The sequence below is a fragment of the Zooshikella ganghwensis DSM 15267 genome (assembly GCF_000428585.1).
GTDB classification, from domain to species: Bacteria; Pseudomonadota; Gammaproteobacteria; order Pseudomonadales; family Zooshikellaceae; genus Zooshikella; species Zooshikella ganghwensis.
The window spans coordinates 1-19,882 of record NZ_AUAF01000014.1 but is presented as its reverse complement, the minus strand read 5'-3'; the positions used below and the strand labels follow the sequence as shown (position 1 = coordinate 19,882).

The following is a 19,882-nucleotide window of genomic DNA, read 5'->3' as shown; positions in this document are numbered from 1 at the left end:
AGGTGATTGCTGTAAGGGCTAATCAGCGTCGAGATCGAATTAAATCGATAAAGCGATCAAAGAGGGGAGCTACATCATGGGGACCAGGGCTTGCTTCAGGATGCCCTTGAAAACTAAACGCAGGTTTGTCTGTTAACTGGATACCCTGTAGTGAGTGATCAAACAGAGATTTATGAGTCACCTCAACGTTTTTCGGTAAAGAGTCTTCACTTACGGCAAAGCCATGGTTCTGACTGGTAATCATTACATTACGAGTATGAACGTCCTGGACGGGATGATTAGCACCATGATGCCCAAACTTCATTTTTTCTGTTTTTGCACCACTGGCTAGTGCTAATAACTGATGCCCCAAACAAATACCAAATAATGGTATGTTAGCTTCCAGCAGTGCTTGAATAGCGTCAATAGCATAAACACAAGGTTCGGGATCGCCAGGACCATTTGATAGAAATACCCCATCTGGCTGTATCGCCAACACTTCACTGGCAGGAGTAGTAGCAGGTACCACCGTAATACGGCAACCACGTTGGGCTAACATTCTTAAAATATTATGCTTAACACCAAAGTCGTAAGCGACCACATGATAGGGTTTATCCACAGTCGCTGAAAAGTCATTCGTGGATGGCTGCCACTCACCTTCATTCCATTCATAAATTTTATCTGTGCTAACAACGGATGCTAAGTCCATTCCTTTTAAACCAGGAAAAGATTCAGCTTGCGCAAATGCCGCGACTTCTGAGATTGTCGTACCAGCCATAATACAGCCAGACAGTGCGCCTTTCTCGCGAAGAATACGAGTCAGACGACGTGTATCAATTTCTGCAATGGCGACAATACCCTTTTCTTTTAAAAATTCAGACAACGATTGTTGACTGCGCCAATTACTCACAACCGGTGATAACTCTCGAATAATTAACCCACTTGCCCATACCTGAGCAGATTCATTATCTTGCAGATTAATACCCGTATTACCAATATGTGGATACGTTAAAGTGACAAGCTGACGAGCATAAGAAGGGTCTGTCAGGATTTCCTGATAACCTGTAATAGCCGTATTAAAAACTACTTCTCCTGCTGTTTGCCCATCAGCGCCGATCGACACTCCTGAGAATATCGAGCCGTCTTCAAGGGCTAATATTGCTGGTGTTGACAAAGCTAACTCCCTCACATTTTCTGATGCATTTTTCATAGGCAAAAAAAAAGCAAGATGCCTGCAGTTGTTATCTGCTCCATCTTGCTTTTTTTTGATAGCCGGACATTTGAAACCAAACCCCTTTTCTTGGCACAAATTTTCGGAATTTTAAAATAAAATCCTGCCCGGCGTCTATTGGAAAATTAAGGTCGCTTACAAAAAATTACGTTGAGCACTATTTCTTATCTTAATGTCTCTGCCTTAACGTAAGCCTAAAACATCTTGCATGTCATAAAGCCCTGCTTCTTTTTTCGCTAGCCACTTAGCCGCACGAACAGCACCTTGCGCAAATGTCATACGACTACTGGCTTTATGAGTAATCTCAACACGCTCGCCCTCAGTCGCAAACAGCACAGTATGATCACCAACAATGTCACCAGCTCGAATCGTTTCAAAGCCAATAGTCTTGCGGTCCCGTTCGCCTGTTATACCTTCACGACCATACACAGCACACGTCTTAAGGTCTCGGCCTAGCGCATCAGCCACAACCTCACCCATACGCAGTGCTGTGCCTGAAGGTGCATCAACTTTATGGCGATGATGTGCTTCTATTACTTCGATATCCGCATCATCACCCATGACTTTTGCGGCCAGCTCCAGCAACTTAAAGCATAAATTGACACCCACACTCATATTTGGGGCAAAAACAATAGCAGTCGATTGGGCGGCGTCCTGTAATTGCTGTTTTTGCTCGTCGCTAAACCCCGTGGTACCAATGACAATCGATTTGTTCCACTGCTGACAAAGAGCAACATTGTTTAGCGTATGTTCCGGGCGCGTAAAATCTATAACCACATCAAACTGATCTTTACAGCTATCCAGACTAGCCGACAGTTTAATATGCATTTTTCCCAAGCCCGCTAACTCGCCCACATCAGCACCGACCAAAGAACTGTCAGGTCTGTCAGTCGCTACAGTTAATTGACACTCATTACTTTCAGTGATGGCTTGAATGAGTGTACGTCCCATCCTACCTGCGGCTCCAACAACTGCTATGCGAATCATATGCCCCTCAACTTTATGATTTTTGCGAAAAAAAACACTCTATCCTACTGAGCCGAGTCTATATCACCAAAGCAATTTATTAAAACCAGTAGGCCCATACAAATTTGGCCAGAACATGATTATCGTATAATCACCTTCTGGCCAAACTAATAACACTATATTGAAGTACCTACATCGAGTTTACCTACATAAGCTCGACTTTTACAAAAGCTACATATTTTCAAAAAAGTTTTTTACGCCTTCAAACCAAGAGGTTTTTCGCGGAGACTGTTTATGACCACCCTCACCTTCAAATGTAGCTTGCAGTTCTTCAAATAATTCACGTTGACGCTTAGTCAAGCTGACAGGGGTTTCAATAATTACACGACACAATAGGTCACCTTGAGCACCACCACGAACCGGAGCTACACCTTTACCTCGAACTCTGAAAAGCTTACCTGTTTGGGTTTCAGGTGGAATTTTTAATTTAACTTTACCATCCAGCGTAGGGACTTCTAGCTCACCCCCTAAAACAGCATCACAGATAGTAATTGGCACTTCACAATAAAGGTGCTTACCATCACGCTGGAAAATCTTATGTTCACGCACAGAGACCTGAACATACAAGTCACCTGCAGGCCCACCATTCAGCCCTGCTTCCCCCTCTCCTGCTAGGCGAATCCGATCGCCAGTATCTACGCCAGCAGGAATTTTAATTGAAAGGGTTTTGTATTCTTCAGTACGACCTTCGCCATGACAGTCACGACATGGATCTTTAATAACCTTACCCGTGCCATGACAGGCAGGACAAGTTTGTTGAACAGAGAAAAATCCTTGCTGCATTCGTACCTGACCAACACCACCACATGTACTACATGTTTCGGGTGAAGAACCTTTTCGTGCTCCAGAACCATCACAAGTACGACACTCTACTTGAGTAGGAATACGGATTTTCTTCTCAACACCTTTTACCGCTTCTTCAAGCTCTAAGTCCATCGAGTAGCGCAAGTCAGCGCCACGCTGCACACTGCTACGCCCTCGCCCAGCACCCGCTGCAGTGCCAAAGATGTCACCAAAAATATCGCCAAAAACATCACTAAAGCTACCTGCGCCAAAGCCACCTGCACCTGCCTGACCATCTACACCCGCATGCCCAAACTGGTCATATGCAGCTCTTTTTTGCGAGTCAGAAAGCACCTCAAACGCTTCATTGACTTCTTTAAAGTGCTCTTCTGCATCTTTATCCCCTGGGTTTCGGTCAGGGTGATACTTCATGGCCATACGTCGGTAGGCTTTTTTCAAGTCTTTTTCAGAAACATCCCGGGATACACCCAGAATTTCATAGTAATCTCTTTTGGCCATAGCTTTAGGAAACCTACGTGCTTATTACCCCGAAAAACAATTGCTGTTTCGGCACAAGACAGTTATCGATACAAACGACAACGCGGGAATTCTCCCGCGTTATACCGTTAGGGTTGTCACCCTGTTGAGAAAAACGTTCCCTTGCCAAAGGTTACTTCTTCTCATCCTTTACTTCTTCAAACTCAGCATCCACCGCATCATCAGAAGACTTGCTAGCACTATCAGCTTCTGGTTGAGCTTGGCCAGCTTCGCCCTGTTGTGCTTGCTCTGAATACATACGCTGAGCAAGTGCAGAAGAAGCCTCTGTTAACGCTTTAGTTTTAGCTTCAATTTCTTCTTTATTATCACCTTTAAGGGCTGCTTCCAGCTCCTCAATGGCTTTCTCAATTTTTTCCTTCTCATCAGCAGAAACTTTATCTTTAGCTTCTTCTACTGTTTTCTTTGTAGCATGGATCAAACCATCAGCCGCATTACGAGCACTTGCCAACTCTTCAAACTTACGATCCTCATCAGCATGGGCTTCTGCATCACGCACCATTGTATCAATTTCATCATCAGACAAGCCGCTCGATGCTTTGATCACAATAGATTGCTCTTTTCCTGTCGCCTTATCTTTAGCAGAAACGTTCAAAATACCATTAGCATCTATATCAAACGTTACCTCGACTTGTGGAACACCACGTGGCGCAGGAGGAATATCAGCCAAATCAAAGCGGCCTAGGGACTTATTATCACCTGCACGCTTACGCTCACCTTGACACACATGGATAGTTACAGCTGTTTGGTTGTCTTCTGCTGTAGAGAAAACTTGCGACTTCTTCGTTGGAATTGTCGTATTTTTCTCAATCAGCGGTGTCATCACGCCACCCATGGTTTCAATACCCAACGTAAGTGGTGTAACGTCAAGCAACAATACATCTTTAACATCACCAGACAGTACTGCACCCTGGATAGCCGCACCCATTGCCACAGCTTCATCAGGGTTAACGTCTTTACGAGGCTCTTTGTTAAAGAAGTCTTTAACTTTTTGCTGAACCATAGGCATACGGGTTTGACCACCCACCAGGATCACTTCATTAATTTCTGAAATGTCCAGACCTGCATCTTTTAATGCGATACGACATGGCTCAATAGAGCGAGTAACCAGGTCTTCTACCAGTGACTCAAGCTTCGCGCGTGTCACCTTAACATTCAAGTGCTTTGGACCTGTCGCATCAGCTGTAATATAAGGCAGATTTACATCTGTTTGCTGGCTTGAAGAAAGCTCAATTTTAGCTTTTTCTGCAGCTTCTTTAAGTCTCTGCAACGCAAGTGGGTCATTGTGTAAGTCAATACCTTGCTCTTTTTTGAACTCATCTGCCAGATAGTCAATCAAGCGCAAGTCAAAGTCTTCACCACCCAGGAAAGTATCACCATTAGTAGCTAATACTTCAAACTGGTGCTCGCCATCCACTTCCGCAATTTCGATGATGGAAATGTCGAATGTACCACCACCTAAGTCATATACCGCAATAGTGGAGTCACCACGCTTTTTATCCAGACCGTAGGCCAGAGCAGCAGCGGTAGGTTCGTTAATAATCCGCTTAACTTCTAAGCCTGCAATACGACCTGCATCCTTTGTAGCCTGACGCTGTGAGTCATTGAAATAAGCAGGTACAGTGATTACTGCTTCAGTGACTGCTTCACCGAGGTAGTCCTCAGCCGTCTTTTTCATTTTTTTCAAGACTTCAGCAGAGATTTGGGGTGGTGCTTTTTGATCCCCTTTTACTTCAACCCAAGCATCGCCATTTTTTGCTTCAACGATCTTGTAGGGAACCATCTTAATGTCTTTTTGCACCACATCATCAGCAAAACGACGACCAATCAACCGCTTAATCGCAAACAATGTGTTGTTTGGGTTTGTTACCGCTTGGCGTTTTGCTGGCTGGCCTACAAGCGTTTCACCATCATCCGTGAAAGCAATAATAGAAGGCGTCGTACGCGTACCTTCTGCATTTTCAATCACTTTTGGTTTGTCACCATCCAAAAGTGCAACACATGAGTTGGTTGTACCCAGGTCTATACCGATGATTTTACCCATTTTCTATCTCTCCATACCCTAGCTCTGTAGAGTAGCTAATTCGTCAATAACCCTAATTTGAAAACCTTGAGATAACCGCTGTCCGCACATAAAGGAGATTGCCAGTGATTACTCTATTTGCTTTGCTATATGCGTCCTGTTCCAGCGATTTCAAGCCTTCTCATCGATTTTTGTTTCACTGGGTTTAGCCACAATCACCATCGCTGGACGAATCAACCGACCATTGAGTGTATACCCCTTTTGCAATGCAGCAAGTACAGTACCTGGCTCAGCATCAGGGCTTTCTTGCATGGACATTGCCTCATGGTATTGAGGATCAAAAGGCTCTCCAACGGGATCAAGTTGCTCAACATTGTGTTTTTGCAGCACATCAATGAACATCTTTAACGTTAGCTCAATACCCTCACACATTGCCTTTTGCCCAGGCTCATCGCGATTAGCGGTTTCTAAGCCACGTTCCAGGCTATCAATAATTGGCAACAGTGATTTACTAAAACCTTCCAGTGCAAATTTATGCGCTTTTTCCACATCCTGCTGAGAACGACGTTTAATGTTCTGAGCTTCAGCTTGCGCTCTCAGTGCTTGTTCCTGAGCCTCCACCAGGGCATTCTGCAGCGAATTTACTTCTGTTTGTAGAGACTCAATGGCCTGCTTATCAGCAGCAGCATCTTCGATTTCTAGCTGATCCACTTCAACTTCGGATGCTTCTACACTAGCATCTTCAACTTCAGGCTGTTGATCATTCGCTACGACTTCTTCAACCTCAGGTGTCGACTTTTTATCAGTCATCCCAGTCTCTCCGTTAATTGCTATAGCTGTTCAGGGCAACCGTATAAATGGCTATTTTTCCAGCAATATGGGGGTAAACCGCTGTGATTCAAGGCTTGACTTTCAGGTATTCATTAATAATTAATGTATAAAAAGACTACTGTACAAATTAACAGCATGTATAATTCAATGGCTGAACAAGTAGCAATTGTCACCTAAACACTACAACTGTAATGTTAGATGCACTTATTCTGAGGCTATAGGCTAGACCTGGCACCTGAATGCTGCTAGTTTACTGTATAAACAAACAGCTATTTTATTAACTTTTCCCCATCAATGTTAAGGGCTGGAGTGGATACATGCTGATTCACTTATCTATCAGCAATTTTGCCATTGTTGACACACTAGAGCTGGACATTCCCTCTGGTATGACAGTAATTACAGGTGAAACAGGTGCTGGTAAATCCATTATGTTGGATGCGCTTGGACTTGCTTTAGGTGATCGAGCAGAAGTCGACATGGTTCGCGCTGGTGCTGATAAAGCCGAAGTCATTGCCACTTTTGATATTCAGCATTTAGCAGATGCCCAAAAATGGCTAGCCGATCATGACTTACTTATCGGTAATGAGTGTATCTTTCGCCGAGTGGTCACCCGAGAAGGCCGTTCACGCGGTTATATTAACGGTACACCCTCAACGCTTCAGCAATTACGCATCCTGGGGGATATGCTGATTGATATTCACAGCCAGCATGAACATCAATCTCTACTTAAAAAGGATACCCACCGCAAACTACTTGATGCTTTTGCAGAAACCGCTGCATTAAGTGAAAACGTCCATCAGATTTACCAGCGTTGGAAGCAGTGTAATACAAAATTAAATATACTTAGCCAGCAACATGATGAAGTGGCCGATAAAGTTCAGCTATTAAGTTATCAGGTGCATGAGCTTCAACTATTGGACCTGAATGAAGGGGAAGTTGAAACACTTGAGCAAGAACAAAAAGTGCTAGCAAATGCAGAATCATCAATGCATTACTGCCAGCAAGCATTAACATTGTGTAGTGATAGCGATAACAGTAGTATTCTTCATCACTTAAATATTACCCAGCATGCTTTAAATAAAATCCAACCTGATAACCCTTTCATTAACGATGCACTGCAACTGTTGGCTAGTGCACAAATTCAAGTCGAAGAAGCAGTAGCAGAGCTTAATCGCTTTACCGATCATTTTGATGCAGACCCTGAGCGACTCCAAGAAATTGAGCAGCGCTTAAGTGCTATTTATGACTTAGCTCGTAAACACAGGATTTCCCCAGAAGAGCTCTATATGAAACAACAGGCTTTGGAAAAAAGTCTACAAGCGCTTGAATCTTCTGATGACTCTTTAGAAGCACTTACCCGTGAAATAGCTCAGTTAGAAAAAGACTATGTATCAAAAGCCAAGAAGCTTTCCAAACATAGAGAGAAGTCAGCGAAAACACTGAGCCAAACCGTTTCTGAACAAATACAACAAATTGGCATGCCAAATGGTTACTTTCAAGTACAGTTAACCCATTTACCAACTCAAACACCAGAACCATTTGGCATGGAAGATATTGAGTTTTTAGTCAGCACTAACCCAGGGCAACCCGCCAAACCACTGCAAAAGGTTGCTTCAGGCGGTGAACTATCTCGAATAAGTCTGGCAATTCAAGTTATCGCGGCACAACTTTCAACGACACCAACTCTAGTGTTTGATGAAGTTGATGTTGGAATAAGTGGTGGTGTTGCAGAAACTGTAGGTCAACTACTCAGAAAGATAGGCAGTAAAGGACAGGTATTATGTGTAACACACCTGCCTCAAGTTGCTTCACAAGGTCATCAACACTTTTTTGTTCATAAACAGGTCAAAGCAGATAGCACTCAAACAAACATCACAACCTTAAATCCTGAAGAAAAAGTCGCTGAAATTGCGCGCCTGCTTGGTGGACTAAATATCACCGAACATACACTGGCACATGCTAAAGAAATGATTACTGCCGTTGAATAACAACTTTTATAAAACTGGTCTGTATTAAGCGAGATCTGATCACTGTAAAAAATAATTCACAATTTTTATCTTTTGAAAAAATTGCCTAAAAAAAAGTAATGCTACTGCCGTTTTAAAACGGCAGTCAAACTCAAAGCGCATCAAAAACTTTTCCTAAGCTTGTCCCTAGCTATCAAGTTAAAACCAGTCATCGTTTAGCCACCAGATTAATAGCAACCCAAGTCACAAAAATTTATTTTTTTTGTGCTTTCGGCTTCACATAAAGGACAAGACTATGATCAACCAAGTCAAAGCCGTGTTTTTCGGCTATTTGTTTTTGTAACTTTTCAATTTCTTCATCACAAAACTCAACAATGTGGCCTGTTTCTACGCATACCATATGGTCATGATGATTGCCTTGGGCAAGTTCAAATACAGAGTGGCCTCCATCAAAATTATGCCGAACCACCAAGCCTGCATTTTCAAACTGAGTTAATACACGGTAAACTGTTGCCAAACCAACATCTTCATCAGCATCCATTAACGCCTTATAAACATCTTCAGCACTCATATGGCGATGCTCTGCATTTTCTAGGATTTGCAGAATTTTAATTCTGGGCAAAGTTACTTTCAGACCCGCTTTTCTTAACTCTTGATTTTCCACAACACTATCCTTTATAAATCGAACCCTTAGCAGACGCCAAGAAGTAAGGTATTATCTCACTTTGACCCAAGATAGTGGAAGTCTTTAAAAGATGCAAAACACCTTAACAAAATTCACTTTTCTCGCGTCACTTTTAATGTGCATTAGTGGCTGTTCATTTTTCTCAGATAGCGACCATCGTACGGTTAGCTTTCCTGGTGTGTATAAGATTGATATTCAGCAAGGCAATATCATCACCCAAGACATGGTGAATCAACTACGCCCAGGAATGACCAAACAACAGGTACGCTTCATTTTAGGCTCCCCTCTCTTGATTGATAGCTTTAACCAAGAGCGTTGGGACTACGTTTACAGCTTTCAACCAGGAGGAGAAGCTCGCTCCCAAGAAACACTCAGTATTTTCTTCAAAGACGACATTCTAAGTCACTTTTCAGGAGATTTTCGCCCAGACCCCAAAGCTATCATGGAAGAAGCGGGAATGCCTATACCCGAAGAAGCAAGCACAGACGTATCAAATGATAGCGATTTACTAGAAGAAGACGCTCCAACAGAAGACTTTTAAGATGAAGTGCGCTCAAGCAAACCTTGAGTAACCCAAGCAAAGGTTACTCAAGGTTGAGTTTGAAACACCGTAGGGGATTACTATTTTTTGATTATTCGGGCGACTCTGAACTTTGTTTTTTAGCAAGTTTCGCCTTTTCTGCGCGACGTTTGCGCACTTCTTTGGGATCTGCAATTAATGGCCGATAGATTTCTACTCGTTCCCCTTCCTCTAACACTCGATCCTTAGGCTTAGGTACTAACTTACCAAAAACTCCCATCTTGGCCGTATTCCAGTCAATACCTTCAAACTCCTCATCAAGCTTTGAGGCAACCGCAGCATCATAAACAGATGCACCCTTTGGTACATTGAGCACTACAACTTTTTGTTTATTAGCAAGTGCGTAGGCTACTTCAACCTTAATATGTTCTTCAGCGAAATCAGCCATAAACTTCCTTAGCACGTTGACAAAAAGCATCCACCATCGAACTCGTTGCAGACACTAATAGAGCACCTAAGGTCTTTTCTAGCACCTTGCCAGATAAGGTAAACGTTAAATCCAGTTCAACCTTACAAGCGTTATCAGCAAGTGTTTTAAAGTGCCACTTACCCTTAAGCTTAGAGAATGGCCCCTGTACCAACTCCATCTCAATCGACTCACCCGCCGATAAAAGATTCCGAGTCGTAAATGAGTGGCGGATACCACCTTTTGCCACATCAAGACTTGCTTCCACCAGATCAGAACGCCTTGAGTGAACCTTGGCGCCAACACACCAAGGCAAAAAGTGAGGATAAGACTCAATGTCATTAATGAGGTCAAACATCGCTCTGGCCGAATACATGACCAGAGCTGAACGATTTATCACTGCCATTAGTTGATGCTTTACCCTTATAAAGACTGAATAAGCGTCACAATGAATACAACAAACACTGCTACAGGCGCAATAACTCTTGAAGTAGCACGCCATAAGTTGAAATAAAGCAGGTTTTTCAGCGCTAACTCATTCAGCACCAAAGAGCGTTTTAGCGCCCACCCTGCATAAATGGCTATTAACATTCCTCCAAGAGGTAGCATGATATTTGCTGTCAAATAGTCCAGAAAATCAAATACTGTTTTGCCAAAGAATGGTTTCACTTCAGCCCATTCATTAAATGACAGAACAGAGCCAATACCTAAAAACCACACAAAAAAGCTAAATCCAATCGTAGCTGTTACCCTACCGACAGAAAAACGCTGCGTCAAATAGGCAACTGCAGGCTCAATGAGAGAAATCGCTGAGCTTAATGCCGCAATTGATACCAGGAAGAAAAATAAGCAACCAAAGACTTGGCCAAAAGGCATGTTACCAAAGGCTTGCGGTAAAGAAATAAACAGTAAGCCAGGACCAGAAGAAGCTTCCATACCATTGGCAAAAACGATCGGGAAAATAGCCATACCCGCTAACAAAGCAACAACGGTGTCAAAAAATACAATGGTTATTGCTGTACTGGCTATATTTGCTTGCTTTGGCATATAAGCACCATATGCCATGATTGCCCCCATACCAAGACTTAAGGTAAAGAAAGCATGCCCCATAGCCGCAAGCAGTGGCTTAGAAGTAAATACTTTTTCACAACCCGCTTCTGCCCACTGACAAGTTGTGACAGCACCATCAACAAGCTTTTCATAGGTAAAAAAGGTTTTTTCAATATCAAAAGCAAATAAAAACTTTAGGCCAGCACCAAACTTATCTGTTTCAACAAAGGCATAAATTACCATAACAACCAGGAGTAAAAACAATGTTGGCATCATTACACGCACACTGCTTTCCAAGCCCTTATGTATACCTCGGGCAATAATAAATGCAGTAATGATCATAAATAGTGTGTGCCAAATCATAAGACGTTTGGGATCACCAATTAGATCTTCAAACATTTTCCCTGTTGATCCCGAGGCGACCTCGTTAAAAGTACCTCGTCCAATTTCCAGGGTATAGTCCAAAGCCCAACCTGCAACTACACTATAAAATGATAAGATAAAAAAGCCTGCTAACACCCCCATCCAACCGACTAAACCCCAAGCTCGCGTTTTACCCGATTCAGCAGCTAAATTACTCATCGCACTAATTGGATTACACCGCGCATGTCGTCCAATGAGAGCCTCAGACATCAAAATGGGTAACCCAATAAACGCAACACATAACAAATAAACTAATACAAAAGCTCCTCCCCCATACTCCCCAGTAATAAATGGAAATTTCCAAATGTTTCCTAACCCAACAGCAGACCCGGTAGCGGCCAGAATAAATGTCCACCTCGTGGCCCAAGTAGCGCTCGTTGATGCAGTTGATTCTGCCATGTTGTTATTACCTCTTTTCTTGTTCTAATTTGGTGCAAAGGTTACATTTTAACCAACTGTAAATTTCTCACAAGAACATGTAGCACATAGTCATAGCACAAACGGTTATAAAAATTTATAATAGCCCGCATGGCTAAAAAACAGAAAGGCACCGGCCAGCAGTCCGGTACAATTATTCTTAACAAAAAAGCTCGCCACGACTTTCATATTGATGAGAAATTCGAGGCAGGCCTTGTTTTAACCGGATGGGAAGTAAAAAGCCTGCGAGCAGGCAAAGCCCAACTGGTAGACAGTTATGTTCTGCTAAAAGATGGCGAAGCGTGGCTAGTTGGTTCACAAATACAACCACTCACAACTGTTTCCACACATATCGTCGCAGATCCACTGCGAGATAGGAAGCTACTCTTACACCGCAAAGAGTTAGCAAAGCTTTTTTCAGCTGTGCAGCAAAAAGGCCAAACCTGTATTTGTACGGCACTTTACTGGAAAAAACACATAGTAAAATGTGAAATTGCCATAGCCCGTGGTAAAAAAGAATTTGATAAACGCGCCACCCAAAAAGAACGTGACTGGCAGAGGCAAAAGCAGCGTTTAATGCGTCAATAGTTGTATAATATTAATTATATAGCGACACATGATTGATCAAAAGTAGTAAAGCAAGTACTTGAATTAGGTTGACCTGAACCCCATACTTAGGTCATAGTTAAAGAAGAAACGAGGTTTCTACCGGGGGCGATCTGGATTCGACGACGGTTACGAACCTTTCTGGTGCATGTCGAGATGGCAGCCAATCTCGTAAATCCAAAGCTGCAAATTAATAGTCGCAAACGACGAAAACTACGCTCTAGCTGCTTAATCCCAGCTAGCAGTTCCACTAGTCAGCTTACGGGGTGGTGGTAACTGTCATATTTAGTAAGCTCGCTGAGAAGACTGTCTGCATCAACTTGGCTAAACTTTTCGCAGGCTCGCCTTATTCGCCCTGACCGTCGGGCCGACTAAGGTTAACCCAGTAGACGGAAGCTAAGCATGTAGAGCCGAAAGCAGAGGACTGGCGGACGCGGGTTCAAATCCCGCCGCCTCCACCACTTTCACCCTTCCCAAACTCAAAAAAACTCCTAATATTTTCAACTACTTAAACGCAAACCTTAAAGCTTTGGGTTGTGCTTGTATGTGTAGAATTAGGGTATCAATTCACACGAAAATCACACGATAAACCCTTTTCCTATTCATAACTGCACAGTTATGGTGCATTTTTAACCACTTTCATTTATATAGCATGACATTCTTATGCACAAAACCTATAGTCGCTTCCCTAGCCTTTCCTCATACCAAAGTCGATCAATGGCCAGCAAAAGATGATTGACGAACTCGGGTTTTGTTCTGCTTAATTCCGTTAACTTATGAGTTAAACCTTCTATATAGGGAATTGATTCATATCCGGTTGCTAACCACTGCAAATCAATTTCCAATACGCGACATAACTCAGTGGCTTCATTCAGACGCAGATTGCCAAGCTTCATACGGTCGTAAATTTGCGCGGTGGTTAAACCTGTCTGTTGACTGATTTCTTCTACTGACAGGGAATGGTCATTGATAGCTTGTCGTAGGCGAAGTCCGATCGCTTTTCGTTCCTGTTTACTTCTGATACTTCTGTTCATAGTCCTTTAATTATGAACGCCGCATGAATATTTTCTATGAATATCATGCGCGTTTTTAGAGAAATGACAAAAAAGTAATCCTGAGCACCAATGCTATTTAGAAAAATGCCAAATGTTTATTTATTGCACAAAAAACTGGGATTTACATCGCAAATATTTACACGTATTTTCACTTTCATGACTAGGACGTAGGTACGAAACATTGAATCGTAAGGAAGTGATTATGGTGTTCAAAGCAAAACCTTGGGAGCGGTATCAACCACACGAAAATCTCAGCGCGAATGATGTAATCGATTTAACAAACCCTTTCGATATTTATCCAACCCATTTTTCACCCTCTTCCACTTTGATCTTTAGTGCTGTTTTCGATCAGAAAAAAACGGTTATGATTCCCCAGAAAGAATTAAACGAATTAAAAAACATGTTTTTTTATATTCAGCAGTATTCGACGGCAGCACTTAGTTATTTATCTGCTATTTAACTTGTCCTACTTGTTTATGAAGTAGTTAATCAAGAGTGCTGCCTTATAAATAATAACAAGCAACTCATGACTAATTTCCGTAACACGTGTGTCATTCCGTCTACACTGACTGTGTAGACAACATTAGGAGTACACTTGTGTTTCGTCTGGCACGGGTTGGTGATAAAGACAGTCGAGGTAATACCATCATTGAAGGTAGCCCTAACATGAAGGATCAGGGCTTACCTGTCGCTCGTGTGGGCGATAAGCTGAGTGATGGCAGTGTGATTACCACAGGCAACCCCACTATCTTAGTGGATGGTAAGCCTGCAGCTATTGTTGGCAGCCAAGTCAGTAATGGCAATGTCATCGTCAGTCCATGCAGCTCTAAAGTCACCACAGGCTTTCAAGTAGGTGCTGGTGCAGGTAGTGCTATCCAATCCAAGCAATTACAGTCCGCTGGCTTTGCCCCTGATACCACCCCCGAGACTCTCACACAGTCCTTTACTGAGGCTGCAAAGCCTGAGGAGCAGAAAGAAGAAGAGCAGGCCAAGAACTGGGTTAGACTTGAACTAGTCACCGAGGATGGCTCCCCTGTCCCTAATGCAAACTATGAGCTGTATGATCAAGACACTGAAGCTCAGATCCAAAAAGGCCAGTTAGATGCTAAAGGGAAAGCCTTTATTGAACTTAGGGAAGATATTGAGCAAGTCAGAGTTCTCTACCCCGATCATCCTGACCCAGAAGAGCCAGAATTAGCCCCCTATAAAAAGCAAGGTGGAGAAAGCAATGATGCCTATGCCAGACGCTTAGCAAAAGAACATAAAGCCGCATGGGTAGCAGAAGATCGCGCTAAAATGCTCACCGTAGTCAAAGCGCTTAAGCGTCATTTAGGAATTTCAGAGCCTTTTCATAATGGAAGTTTAAGCACTCAGGATCGTAAGTATCTGGCGTTACTCCAAAACATGCGCACAGATATCGATATTTGGACCAGCCAATACCTAACAAAAACTGATAAGAAGGCGGAGTTTTTTCCGCTCAACCCTCTCATCAAGCTAGGTCCTGATAAATACCTTTATGAGATTAACAGTTCAGGCAGCATATTCCCCTTAAAAGATGTAGCGATGACCCGTGAGAACGGCATGGATGAAGAGAATATTCTGTACTGGACACTAAAACATATAGAGCCTGTTACTGAACAACTTATCCTTCAAAACAAAATTAAATCTGACCCTATCCGCTTTCTACAGGAAAATCCTGATCTAGTACTGGAAGGAATTATCTTAGCTCAGTCTGTAAGAGCCTGGCGACGACTCAACCGTGAAGGTTTACCAAAGGGTACCGTGTTTTATATGAACCCTCTGGGGGGAGAAGGAAAATCAAAAACAACCGTTAAATCTATAACGACCAAAAAAAGGAGCCTTCCAGAGCAAAACAAAAACCGTGTTGCCTCTCCTGCCAACAAACCAGAAAAACATAAGTCTCTTCACAGATATGAAGATGTACCAGAAACATATAGGAAAGATCCAAGGTTTAACGACTTAGCCAGTGATCCTGACCATTCTGGTGCTATTAAACCAACAACAAGAGCTGAAGCCATGGCAGGATTAGAAGCTGAAAAACAAGGGCTTATTAAAGGACCTATAAAAAGAGGGCCAAGAGGCATTGAGTTTTATGATGGAGACGGTAATCCATGGGATGTAAAAGCTCCTCCATCTGCGAAACCAGGAAAACCAGATTTTTTCGACCCAGAACAATCTGGCAAATCAATACAAAGTGAGCTAAGAAAAAAAGGCATACCTCATGGGACTTATCCTCATGAAAGTTCAGGTAAACCCGCCCCAAGAAGAGTTATACTGGATAGCACTTATATGAATGAAAAAGATCATAAGAGCCTATGGCAATGGCTTGATAAAAATCTTACAAAAGAAGAGCTAAACCGTATTGTTGAAGTTAATACCAAGCTTTGAGAGGACATATAGTGTCTACCCAAAACAACCTAGATTCATCAAGCGTAAAAAAAATTCTGGAACAACATAAACTGTATATTTCTAGTCATGGCACTCAAGGAGAAGCTGCAGACTTTAGTGAGACAATGATTGAAAATTATGATTTTAGCGGTATAGACATCTCAGAAATTAATGCAATACATTCTACTTTCATAAATTGCACGTTTAATAACACTGATCTATACGCGTCTAACTTTAGCAAAAGTTTATTTAATAATTGTAACTTTAAAAAAACAACTCTCGTAAAGTCTTCTTTTTATAAAGCAAAATTAAGTAATTGTAATTTCGAAGGAGCGAAATTATCACAAGCAGAGTTTATCAATGCCGATATAAGTGATACCAATTTTTATCACGCTGATTTATCGTATGCTATCTTTGACGAATGTTTGCTTCAAAATACTAACTTCAAACAAGCTATTACCACTGGTGTAGAGATTGACTAACTTAATTTTTATCACTGACATTAATCTATCACATGGAGGTGATTCCTTTATTTCAGTTAAAAATCGATATCAATGGCACATAACGTTGAGTATATTCTAGATATATCTGGTGAAAGATTTAACCAACAACTTCCAAGCAATAAATCTGCAACAAGTACAGAGCTTGAGGATTGTAAAACTTATGATAGTGGCTTTGAATTTACACTACCAAATACAACTGTTGACTTAATTGGAGAGCTTACAGGTAACGTTACAATAATATGGACTCCATGGGTTTACTCATCAATTCTGCGAACGCCATCTATTCTAGATAAACTAGCAGACTGGGAACAACAGCTTCTTACGTTCTGCCCTGGTGTAACAACTTATCGAGCTGATGAATACCTTATTGAACTCTGGGAAAAGGAGGCTGGTGAGTATTGGTTCAGAGACGTAAACCCCTTTCCAGCTCTAGTTAAGTGGTTGAATAACCAAGAACCATTTCATTGGAAGAAAATTAATTAAATTTAGTGTTCCACCAATTTTTATCAGCTATTTGTAGCTCATCAACTTAAATACACAATATGAGATCCTAATGACTCAATACATGAGTTTAAATGATATTTATAAAGAATTGCAACAAAAGCCAGAATATATGGATCTTGAAAGAGGTGCAACAAGTGACGAAATTAGAAATATTGAGCAAATTCTTGGGGTAAAACTCCCAGATCAATATGTTGATTTCTTACAAATATTTGGCTTTATGATGGCTGATGGTTTGTGCATAAATGGGGTATGCCCACCAGAACTTAATGATTATGTATCAGTTATCGAGTTTACTAAAGACCGTCGTTCTGAGGTATTTTATGAAAACGGTATTCAACCATGCGGTGATAATGCAGTCGTTATACATGATAATGGGGAATCTTATGTACTACTATTTTGTGAGGGGCATCCTCAAGCAGGAAAGATAGTATGGCGCCATCTAGCTGAAAGATATCAGGATAGTGAATCATTTGATAATTTTAATGAGTTTTTAACATTCTGGATTAATTAACGTCTGTGTATAAGTCTCAAGAAAAAACCTCTAACCAAGTTAAAGCAATCAAATCTGCCCAAAGTGCTATCAAGAAGAACCCTAACAATCACCTTCCGCTAAAAAATAGAAAAAAAATCTGGTTAGCATACGGGCCAATTGACACAAATGAAGAAAATATTGCCGTTCAAAACGAAGGTTATTTTAAGCGTGTTCAGCTTGCTATCGATACGTGTAAAAAAGTACTACCTATTTGGGAAAAATATATTGGTATAAATGGAATTCCGCACAAAGCGTTAGATTACGCCAATCAATATCTGTCAAAGAACTTAAACCCTGATGAGTTACAAGAACTCGCTAATAATCTTCTGGCAGGCTTAGAAAATATTCAAGATTTAAGTGATGATCAGCTCAACGCAGTATTAGTTGGATACGCGTGTGTAGAAATGCTTTTAACCCTCATCGGTGATTGCTACTGTGAAGACCTAGATGATGACGATGAAGACTTGGATATCTGGGATACCTCAATGTATGCTGCAGGGGCTTTCTCTGGTGGATATCCATGGCAAGATCCTCCTTTTCAGTCATCGCCTATTAAATTGAGTGAGTTTTGGCAATGGTATATTGATCACGCAGCTACTTTATAAAAGTTAATAATATTTCTACAACAAACAACCCTATATTTTAATGGTTAATCCAATGCCTCATACAATGTATGGTTACTTTTTATCGGATAGCAAGCAAGCCAATGAACAATGGCTTTTTGACCAAATACTTAAACTATTTTAAGGTTCTGATGACCTTACAACATCAATTGAATCTGACCCATTTGATGAGCAAAAAAACTTACAATTAAACTTTGATGGATATTGGGTAAGTGTTTATTTTGATCAAGGATTAGATGTAAAAAATGATTTTTCTCATGTCAAATTAACAGATAATAACGTTAACTCCAGAGTTCGTGTAGTCTTCGGCCCAGATGATGATAATTTGTTTACAGATATTACAGTAATGGTATATGACTTTTTATTAAGTTTAGATAACATTATTGTTTATGATGTTAATCAAGATGAAATCGTCGAAAAATAACGATACCTGATGTTTATTTTAATAAACCTTAATCCCTTTCAATTTTATATCGCTCACCAATTGGTAATTTATTCCCAGGACGATCAATTGGAAGGATCTCAAATGAATCAAATAATGTGGGAACCAATAAATCATTAAAACGCTCAGTCGCTTGTAATGAAGAATTTAGCCAGTCATGAGCTAAAGCAGGTTGATCCAGAGGCAACATTAGAGGCATTGACTTCTGATGCACATCCTTAAGTTTAGGATGACCTAGTAATGTAATGATTGATGCTGAATACATCAGCTCACCCGTTTTACTATGAATCCACTCTCGATAAAGACCACCAAACGCTATCATGCCTGACTCAGGTGTAAGCTGATGGTAGTATCGATGACCTTTAGGTCCATCCCCTTCTACAAAAGAGCTTGCTGGGATGATACATCGAGACCGCTTAAATGCTTTCTTACTTACAGGACTTTCTGTCAAACGAGACGACTTTGAGTTGAATGTAGCGTATTTAGCATGAGGTTTAAAGCCTCCATCAGTCTCTTCTAGAAGTAATGACCAAGTGGCTTGGCATAGCTGATGCCCTGCCCCCTGTTGGGTAACAATGGGTATTTTTTGGCTAGGCTTGAACACTTCACTAAAACGTAACTTATCTTTTGAGTCAACCAAGTCACGAATATCCAAACGAATACAAAAGCCGCCCCAATCAAACCCTGATCCGAGTGCAAACTGTCCACACATATATAACCCAACATTATTAATATCGCTAACAGTATAGATTAATAATATGCTTTGACTCATTTAACTATTTGCTGACTTTCTATAAAATTACCACCTTATATCCATGACTAATGAAGTTTAGATATGCGGACAGTAATTCTAGCAATCATTGCTATATCTATAGGAAAAATCGTATCGCTTTTTAATTATAGCATTGGGTTTAATATTGCTTTCTTCCTTATTTTTATATTTATATTAATTCCACAAGTATTCATTGTGCCAAAAGTAAGGCACTTTGAAAAAATGACAAAAGCAACACTTCATAACTTAGAACGTGTCTCAAAAATCAAAAAATATACAGATGTCTAAGTAAAAGGTTAATCATTAAGCACAAAGCAGTTTCAAGAAGATAGGAATGGACTCTTCTTCTGTTTACCATTAGTTTCACCAAAAACAAACAGGGAACAAAAAAAGAGCCACAATGTATTATCCAACGGATCTGACTGATAAACAATGGGCAGTGTTAACACCTTTACTCCCAAAGACTAAGTGGCAACTAGG

20 protein-coding genes and 1 other RNA gene are annotated in these 19,882 nt (G+C 41.2%); 10 read left to right on the top strand and 11 right to left on the bottom strand.

Going from position 1 to position 19,882, the window contains the following annotated elements; all coding sequences use genetic code 11:
- Window positions 1-22: 22 nt before the first annotated feature.
- From carA to grpE, 5 genes are all read right to left on the bottom strand, one after another.
- Window positions 23-1,153, bottom strand: coding sequence for a glutamine-hydrolyzing carbamoyl-phosphate synthase small subunit (gene carA / locus F607_RS0105300; RefSeq protein ID WP_027707245.1), 1,131 nt, complete (start codon window positions 1,151-1,153; stop codon window positions 23-25).
- Between the two features lie 240 nt (window positions 1,154-1,393).
- Window positions 1,394-2,197 (bottom strand): 4-hydroxy-tetrahydrodipicolinate reductase, encoded by an 804-nt coding sequence (gene dapB, locus F607_RS0105295; protein ID WP_027707244.1) that lies wholly within the window; start codon window positions 2,195-2,197, stop codon window positions 1,394-1,396.
- Between the two features lie 210 nt (window positions 2,198-2,407).
- Window positions 2,408-3,538, bottom strand: coding sequence for a molecular chaperone DnaJ (gene dnaJ / locus F607_RS0105290; protein ID WP_027707243.1), 1,131 nt, complete (start codon window positions 3,536-3,538; stop codon window positions 2,408-2,410).
- Between the two features lie 151 nt (window positions 3,539-3,689).
- Window positions 3,690-5,618 (bottom strand): molecular chaperone DnaK, encoded by a 1,929-nt coding sequence (gene dnaK, locus F607_RS0105285; RefSeq protein ID WP_027707242.1) that lies wholly within the window; start codon window positions 5,616-5,618, stop codon window positions 3,690-3,692.
- A 150-nt stretch (window positions 5,619-5,768) separates the two neighbouring features.
- Window positions 5,769-6,407, bottom strand: a complete 639-nt coding sequence (gene grpE, locus F607_RS0105280) for a nucleotide exchange factor GrpE (protein WP_084611114.1) — start codon at window positions 6,405-6,407, stop codon at window positions 5,769-5,771.
- Window positions 6,408-6,745: 338 nt separating this feature from the next.
- Between grpE and recN the strand changes: the two genes are divergently transcribed.
- Window positions 6,746-8,416 carry a DNA repair protein RecN gene (gene recN / locus F607_RS0105275; RefSeq protein ID WP_027707240.1) on the top strand — a complete coding sequence of 557 codons (1,671 nt, stop codon included), beginning with the start codon at window positions 6,746-6,748 and terminating at the stop codon, window positions 8,414-8,416.
- 232 nt (window positions 8,417-8,648) lie between these two features.
- On the opposite strand, the gene fur is transcribed toward recN, so the two are convergent.
- Complete coding sequence (gene fur, locus F607_RS0105265) at window positions 8,649-9,059, bottom strand: ferric iron uptake transcriptional regulator (protein ID WP_212721146.1); 411 nt, start codon at window positions 9,057-9,059, stop codon at window positions 8,649-8,651.
- A 91-nt stretch (window positions 9,060-9,150) separates the two neighbouring features.
- On the opposite strand from fur, the gene F607_RS28240 reads away from it, so the two are divergent.
- The gene (locus F607_RS28240; protein WP_084611113.1) at window positions 9,151-9,621 is read left to right on the top strand and encodes an outer membrane protein assembly factor BamE; all 471 of its coding nucleotides are present in this window, start codon (window positions 9,151-9,153) and stop codon (window positions 9,619-9,621) included.
- Between the two features lie 91 nt (window positions 9,622-9,712).
- On the opposite strand, the gene F607_RS0105255 is transcribed toward F607_RS28240, so the two are convergent.
- From F607_RS0105255 to F607_RS0105245, 3 genes are read right to left on the bottom strand one after another with little or no spacing between them, the layout of a single operon-like run.
- Complete coding sequence (locus tag F607_RS0105255) at window positions 9,713-10,048, bottom strand: RnfH family protein (protein WP_027707238.1); 336 nt, start codon at window positions 10,046-10,048, stop codon at window positions 9,713-9,715.
- Complete coding sequence (locus tag F607_RS0105250) at window positions 10,041-10,472, bottom strand: type II toxin-antitoxin system RatA family toxin (RefSeq protein WP_027707237.1); 432 nt, start codon at window positions 10,470-10,472, stop codon at window positions 10,041-10,043. The genes F607_RS0105255 and F607_RS0105250 overlap by 8 nt, the downstream gene beginning before the upstream one ends.
- Window positions 10,473-10,489: 17 nt before the next feature.
- Complete coding sequence (locus F607_RS0105245) at window positions 10,490-11,938, bottom strand: sodium-dependent transporter (protein ID WP_027707236.1); 1,449 nt, start codon at window positions 11,936-11,938, stop codon at window positions 10,490-10,492.
- A 129-nt stretch (window positions 11,939-12,067) separates the two neighbouring features.
- Here F607_RS0105245 and smpB point away from each other — a divergent pair, with 129 nt between their 5' ends.
- Both smpB and ssrA read left to right on the top strand, forming a co-directional pair.
- The gene (smpB, locus tag F607_RS0105240) at window positions 12,068-12,544 is read left to right on the top strand and encodes an SsrA-binding protein SmpB (protein WP_027707235.1); all 477 of its coding nucleotides are present in this window, start codon (window positions 12,068-12,070) and stop codon (window positions 12,542-12,544) included.
- A gap of 122 nt (window positions 12,545-12,666) precedes the next feature.
- Window positions 12,667-13,023: a transfer-messenger RNA gene (gene ssrA, locus F607_RS33435) on the top strand.
- A 213-nt stretch (window positions 13,024-13,236) separates the two neighbouring features.
- Here the strand turns inward: ssrA and F607_RS0105235 are convergent.
- Window positions 13,237-13,596 carry a helix-turn-helix domain-containing protein gene (locus F607_RS0105235; RefSeq protein ID WP_027707234.1) on the bottom strand — a complete coding sequence of 120 codons (360 nt, stop codon included), beginning with the start codon at window positions 13,594-13,596 and terminating at the stop codon, window positions 13,237-13,239.
- Window positions 13,597-13,819: 223 nt separating this feature from the next.
- Here F607_RS0105235 and F607_RS0105230 point away from each other — a divergent pair, with 223 nt between their 5' ends.
- From F607_RS0105230 to F607_RS0105205, 6 genes are all read left to right on the top strand, one after another.
- Window positions 13,820-14,077 (top strand): hypothetical protein, encoded by a 258-nt coding sequence (locus tag F607_RS0105230; protein WP_027707233.1) that lies wholly within the window; start codon window positions 13,820-13,822, stop codon window positions 14,075-14,077.
- Between the two features lie 137 nt (window positions 14,078-14,214).
- A complete protein-coding gene (locus tag F607_RS32545; protein ID WP_051310936.1) occupies window positions 14,215-16,026 on the top strand; it encodes a PAAR domain-containing protein in 1,812 nt (603 codons plus the stop codon).
- A gap of 11 nt (window positions 16,027-16,037) precedes the next feature.
- The gene (locus F607_RS0105220) at window positions 16,038-16,508 is read left to right on the top strand and encodes a pentapeptide repeat-containing protein (RefSeq protein WP_027707232.1); all 471 of its coding nucleotides are present in this window, start codon (window positions 16,038-16,040) and stop codon (window positions 16,506-16,508) included.
- A 72-nt stretch (window positions 16,509-16,580) separates the two neighbouring features.
- On the top strand, window positions 16,581-17,012 hold the full coding sequence (locus tag F607_RS0105215; RefSeq protein WP_027707231.1) for a hypothetical protein: 432 nt from the start codon (window positions 16,581-16,583) through the stop codon (window positions 17,010-17,012).
- Between the two features lie 82 nt (window positions 17,013-17,094).
- Window positions 17,095-17,544, top strand: a complete 450-nt coding sequence (locus tag F607_RS0105210) for an SMI1/KNR4 family protein (RefSeq protein ID WP_027707230.1) — start codon at window positions 17,095-17,097, stop codon at window positions 17,542-17,544.
- Window positions 17,545-17,549: 5 nt separating this feature from the next.
- On the top strand, window positions 17,550-18,170 hold the full coding sequence (locus tag F607_RS0105205; RefSeq protein ID WP_027707229.1) for an Imm5 family immunity protein: 621 nt from the start codon (window positions 17,550-17,552) through the stop codon (window positions 18,168-18,170).
- 470 nt (window positions 18,171-18,640) lie between these two features.
- Here the strand turns inward: F607_RS0105205 and F607_RS28230 are convergent, their stop codons facing one another.
- Window positions 18,641-19,402: an SOS response-associated peptidase family protein gene (locus tag F607_RS28230; RefSeq protein WP_051310934.1), complete on the bottom strand. Its 762-nt coding sequence runs from the start codon at window positions 19,400-19,402 to the stop codon at window positions 18,641-18,643.
- Between the last annotated feature and the right edge of the window lie 480 nt (window positions 19,403-19,882).

Excerpts from the sequence above, each read along its gene's own strand:
- dnaK (WP_027707242.1), bottom strand. The coding sequence starts at position 5,618 with ATGGGTAAAATCATCGGTATAGACCTGGGTACAACCAACTCATGTGTT.
- recN (WP_027707240.1), top strand. The coding sequence starts at position 6,746 with ATGCTGATTCACTTATCTATCAGCAATTTTGCCATTGTTGACACACTA.
- F607_RS0105235 (WP_027707234.1), bottom strand. The coding sequence starts at position 13,596 with ATGAACAGAAGTATCAGAAGTAAACAGGAACGAAAAGCGATCGGACTT.
- F607_RS28230 (WP_051310934.1), bottom strand. The coding sequence starts at position 19,402 with ATGAGTCAAAGCATATTATTAATCTATACTGTTAGCGATATTAATAAT.
- smpB (WP_027707235.1), top strand. The coding sequence starts at position 12,068 with ATGGCTAAAAAACAGAAAGGCACCGGCCAGCAGTCCGGTACAATTATT.
- grpE (WP_084611114.1), bottom strand. The coding sequence starts at position 6,407 with ATGACTGATAAAAAGTCGACACCTGAGGTTGAAGAAGTCGTAGCGAAT.
- dnaJ (WP_027707243.1), bottom strand. The coding sequence starts at position 3,538 with ATGGCCAAAAGAGATTACTATGAAATTCTGGGTGTATCCCGGGATGTT.
- F607_RS0105215 (WP_027707231.1), top strand. The coding sequence starts at position 16,581 with ATGGCACATAACGTTGAGTATATTCTAGATATATCTGGTGAAAGATTT.
- F607_RS0105250 (WP_027707237.1), bottom strand. The coding sequence starts at position 10,472 with ATGGCAGTGATAAATCGTTCAGCTCTGGTCATGTATTCGGCCAGAGCG.
- F607_RS0105210 (WP_027707230.1), top strand. The coding sequence starts at position 17,095 with ATGAGTTTAAATGATATTTATAAAGAATTGCAACAAAAGCCAGAATAT.
- F607_RS28240 (WP_084611113.1), top strand. The coding sequence starts at position 9,151 with ATGCAAAACACCTTAACAAAATTCACTTTTCTCGCGTCACTTTTAATG.
- F607_RS0105245 (WP_027707236.1), bottom strand. The coding sequence starts at position 11,938 with ATGGCAGAATCAACTGCATCAACGAGCGCTACTTGGGCCACGAGGTGG.
- dapB (WP_027707244.1), bottom strand. The coding sequence starts at position 2,197 with ATGATTCGCATAGCAGTTGTTGGAGCCGCAGGTAGGATGGGACGTACA.
- F607_RS0105230 (WP_027707233.1), top strand. The coding sequence starts at position 13,820 with ATGGTGTTCAAAGCAAAACCTTGGGAGCGGTATCAACCACACGAAAAT.
- F607_RS0105255 (WP_027707238.1), bottom strand. The coding sequence starts at position 10,048 with ATGGCTGATTTCGCTGAAGAACATATTAAGGTTGAAGTAGCCTACGCA.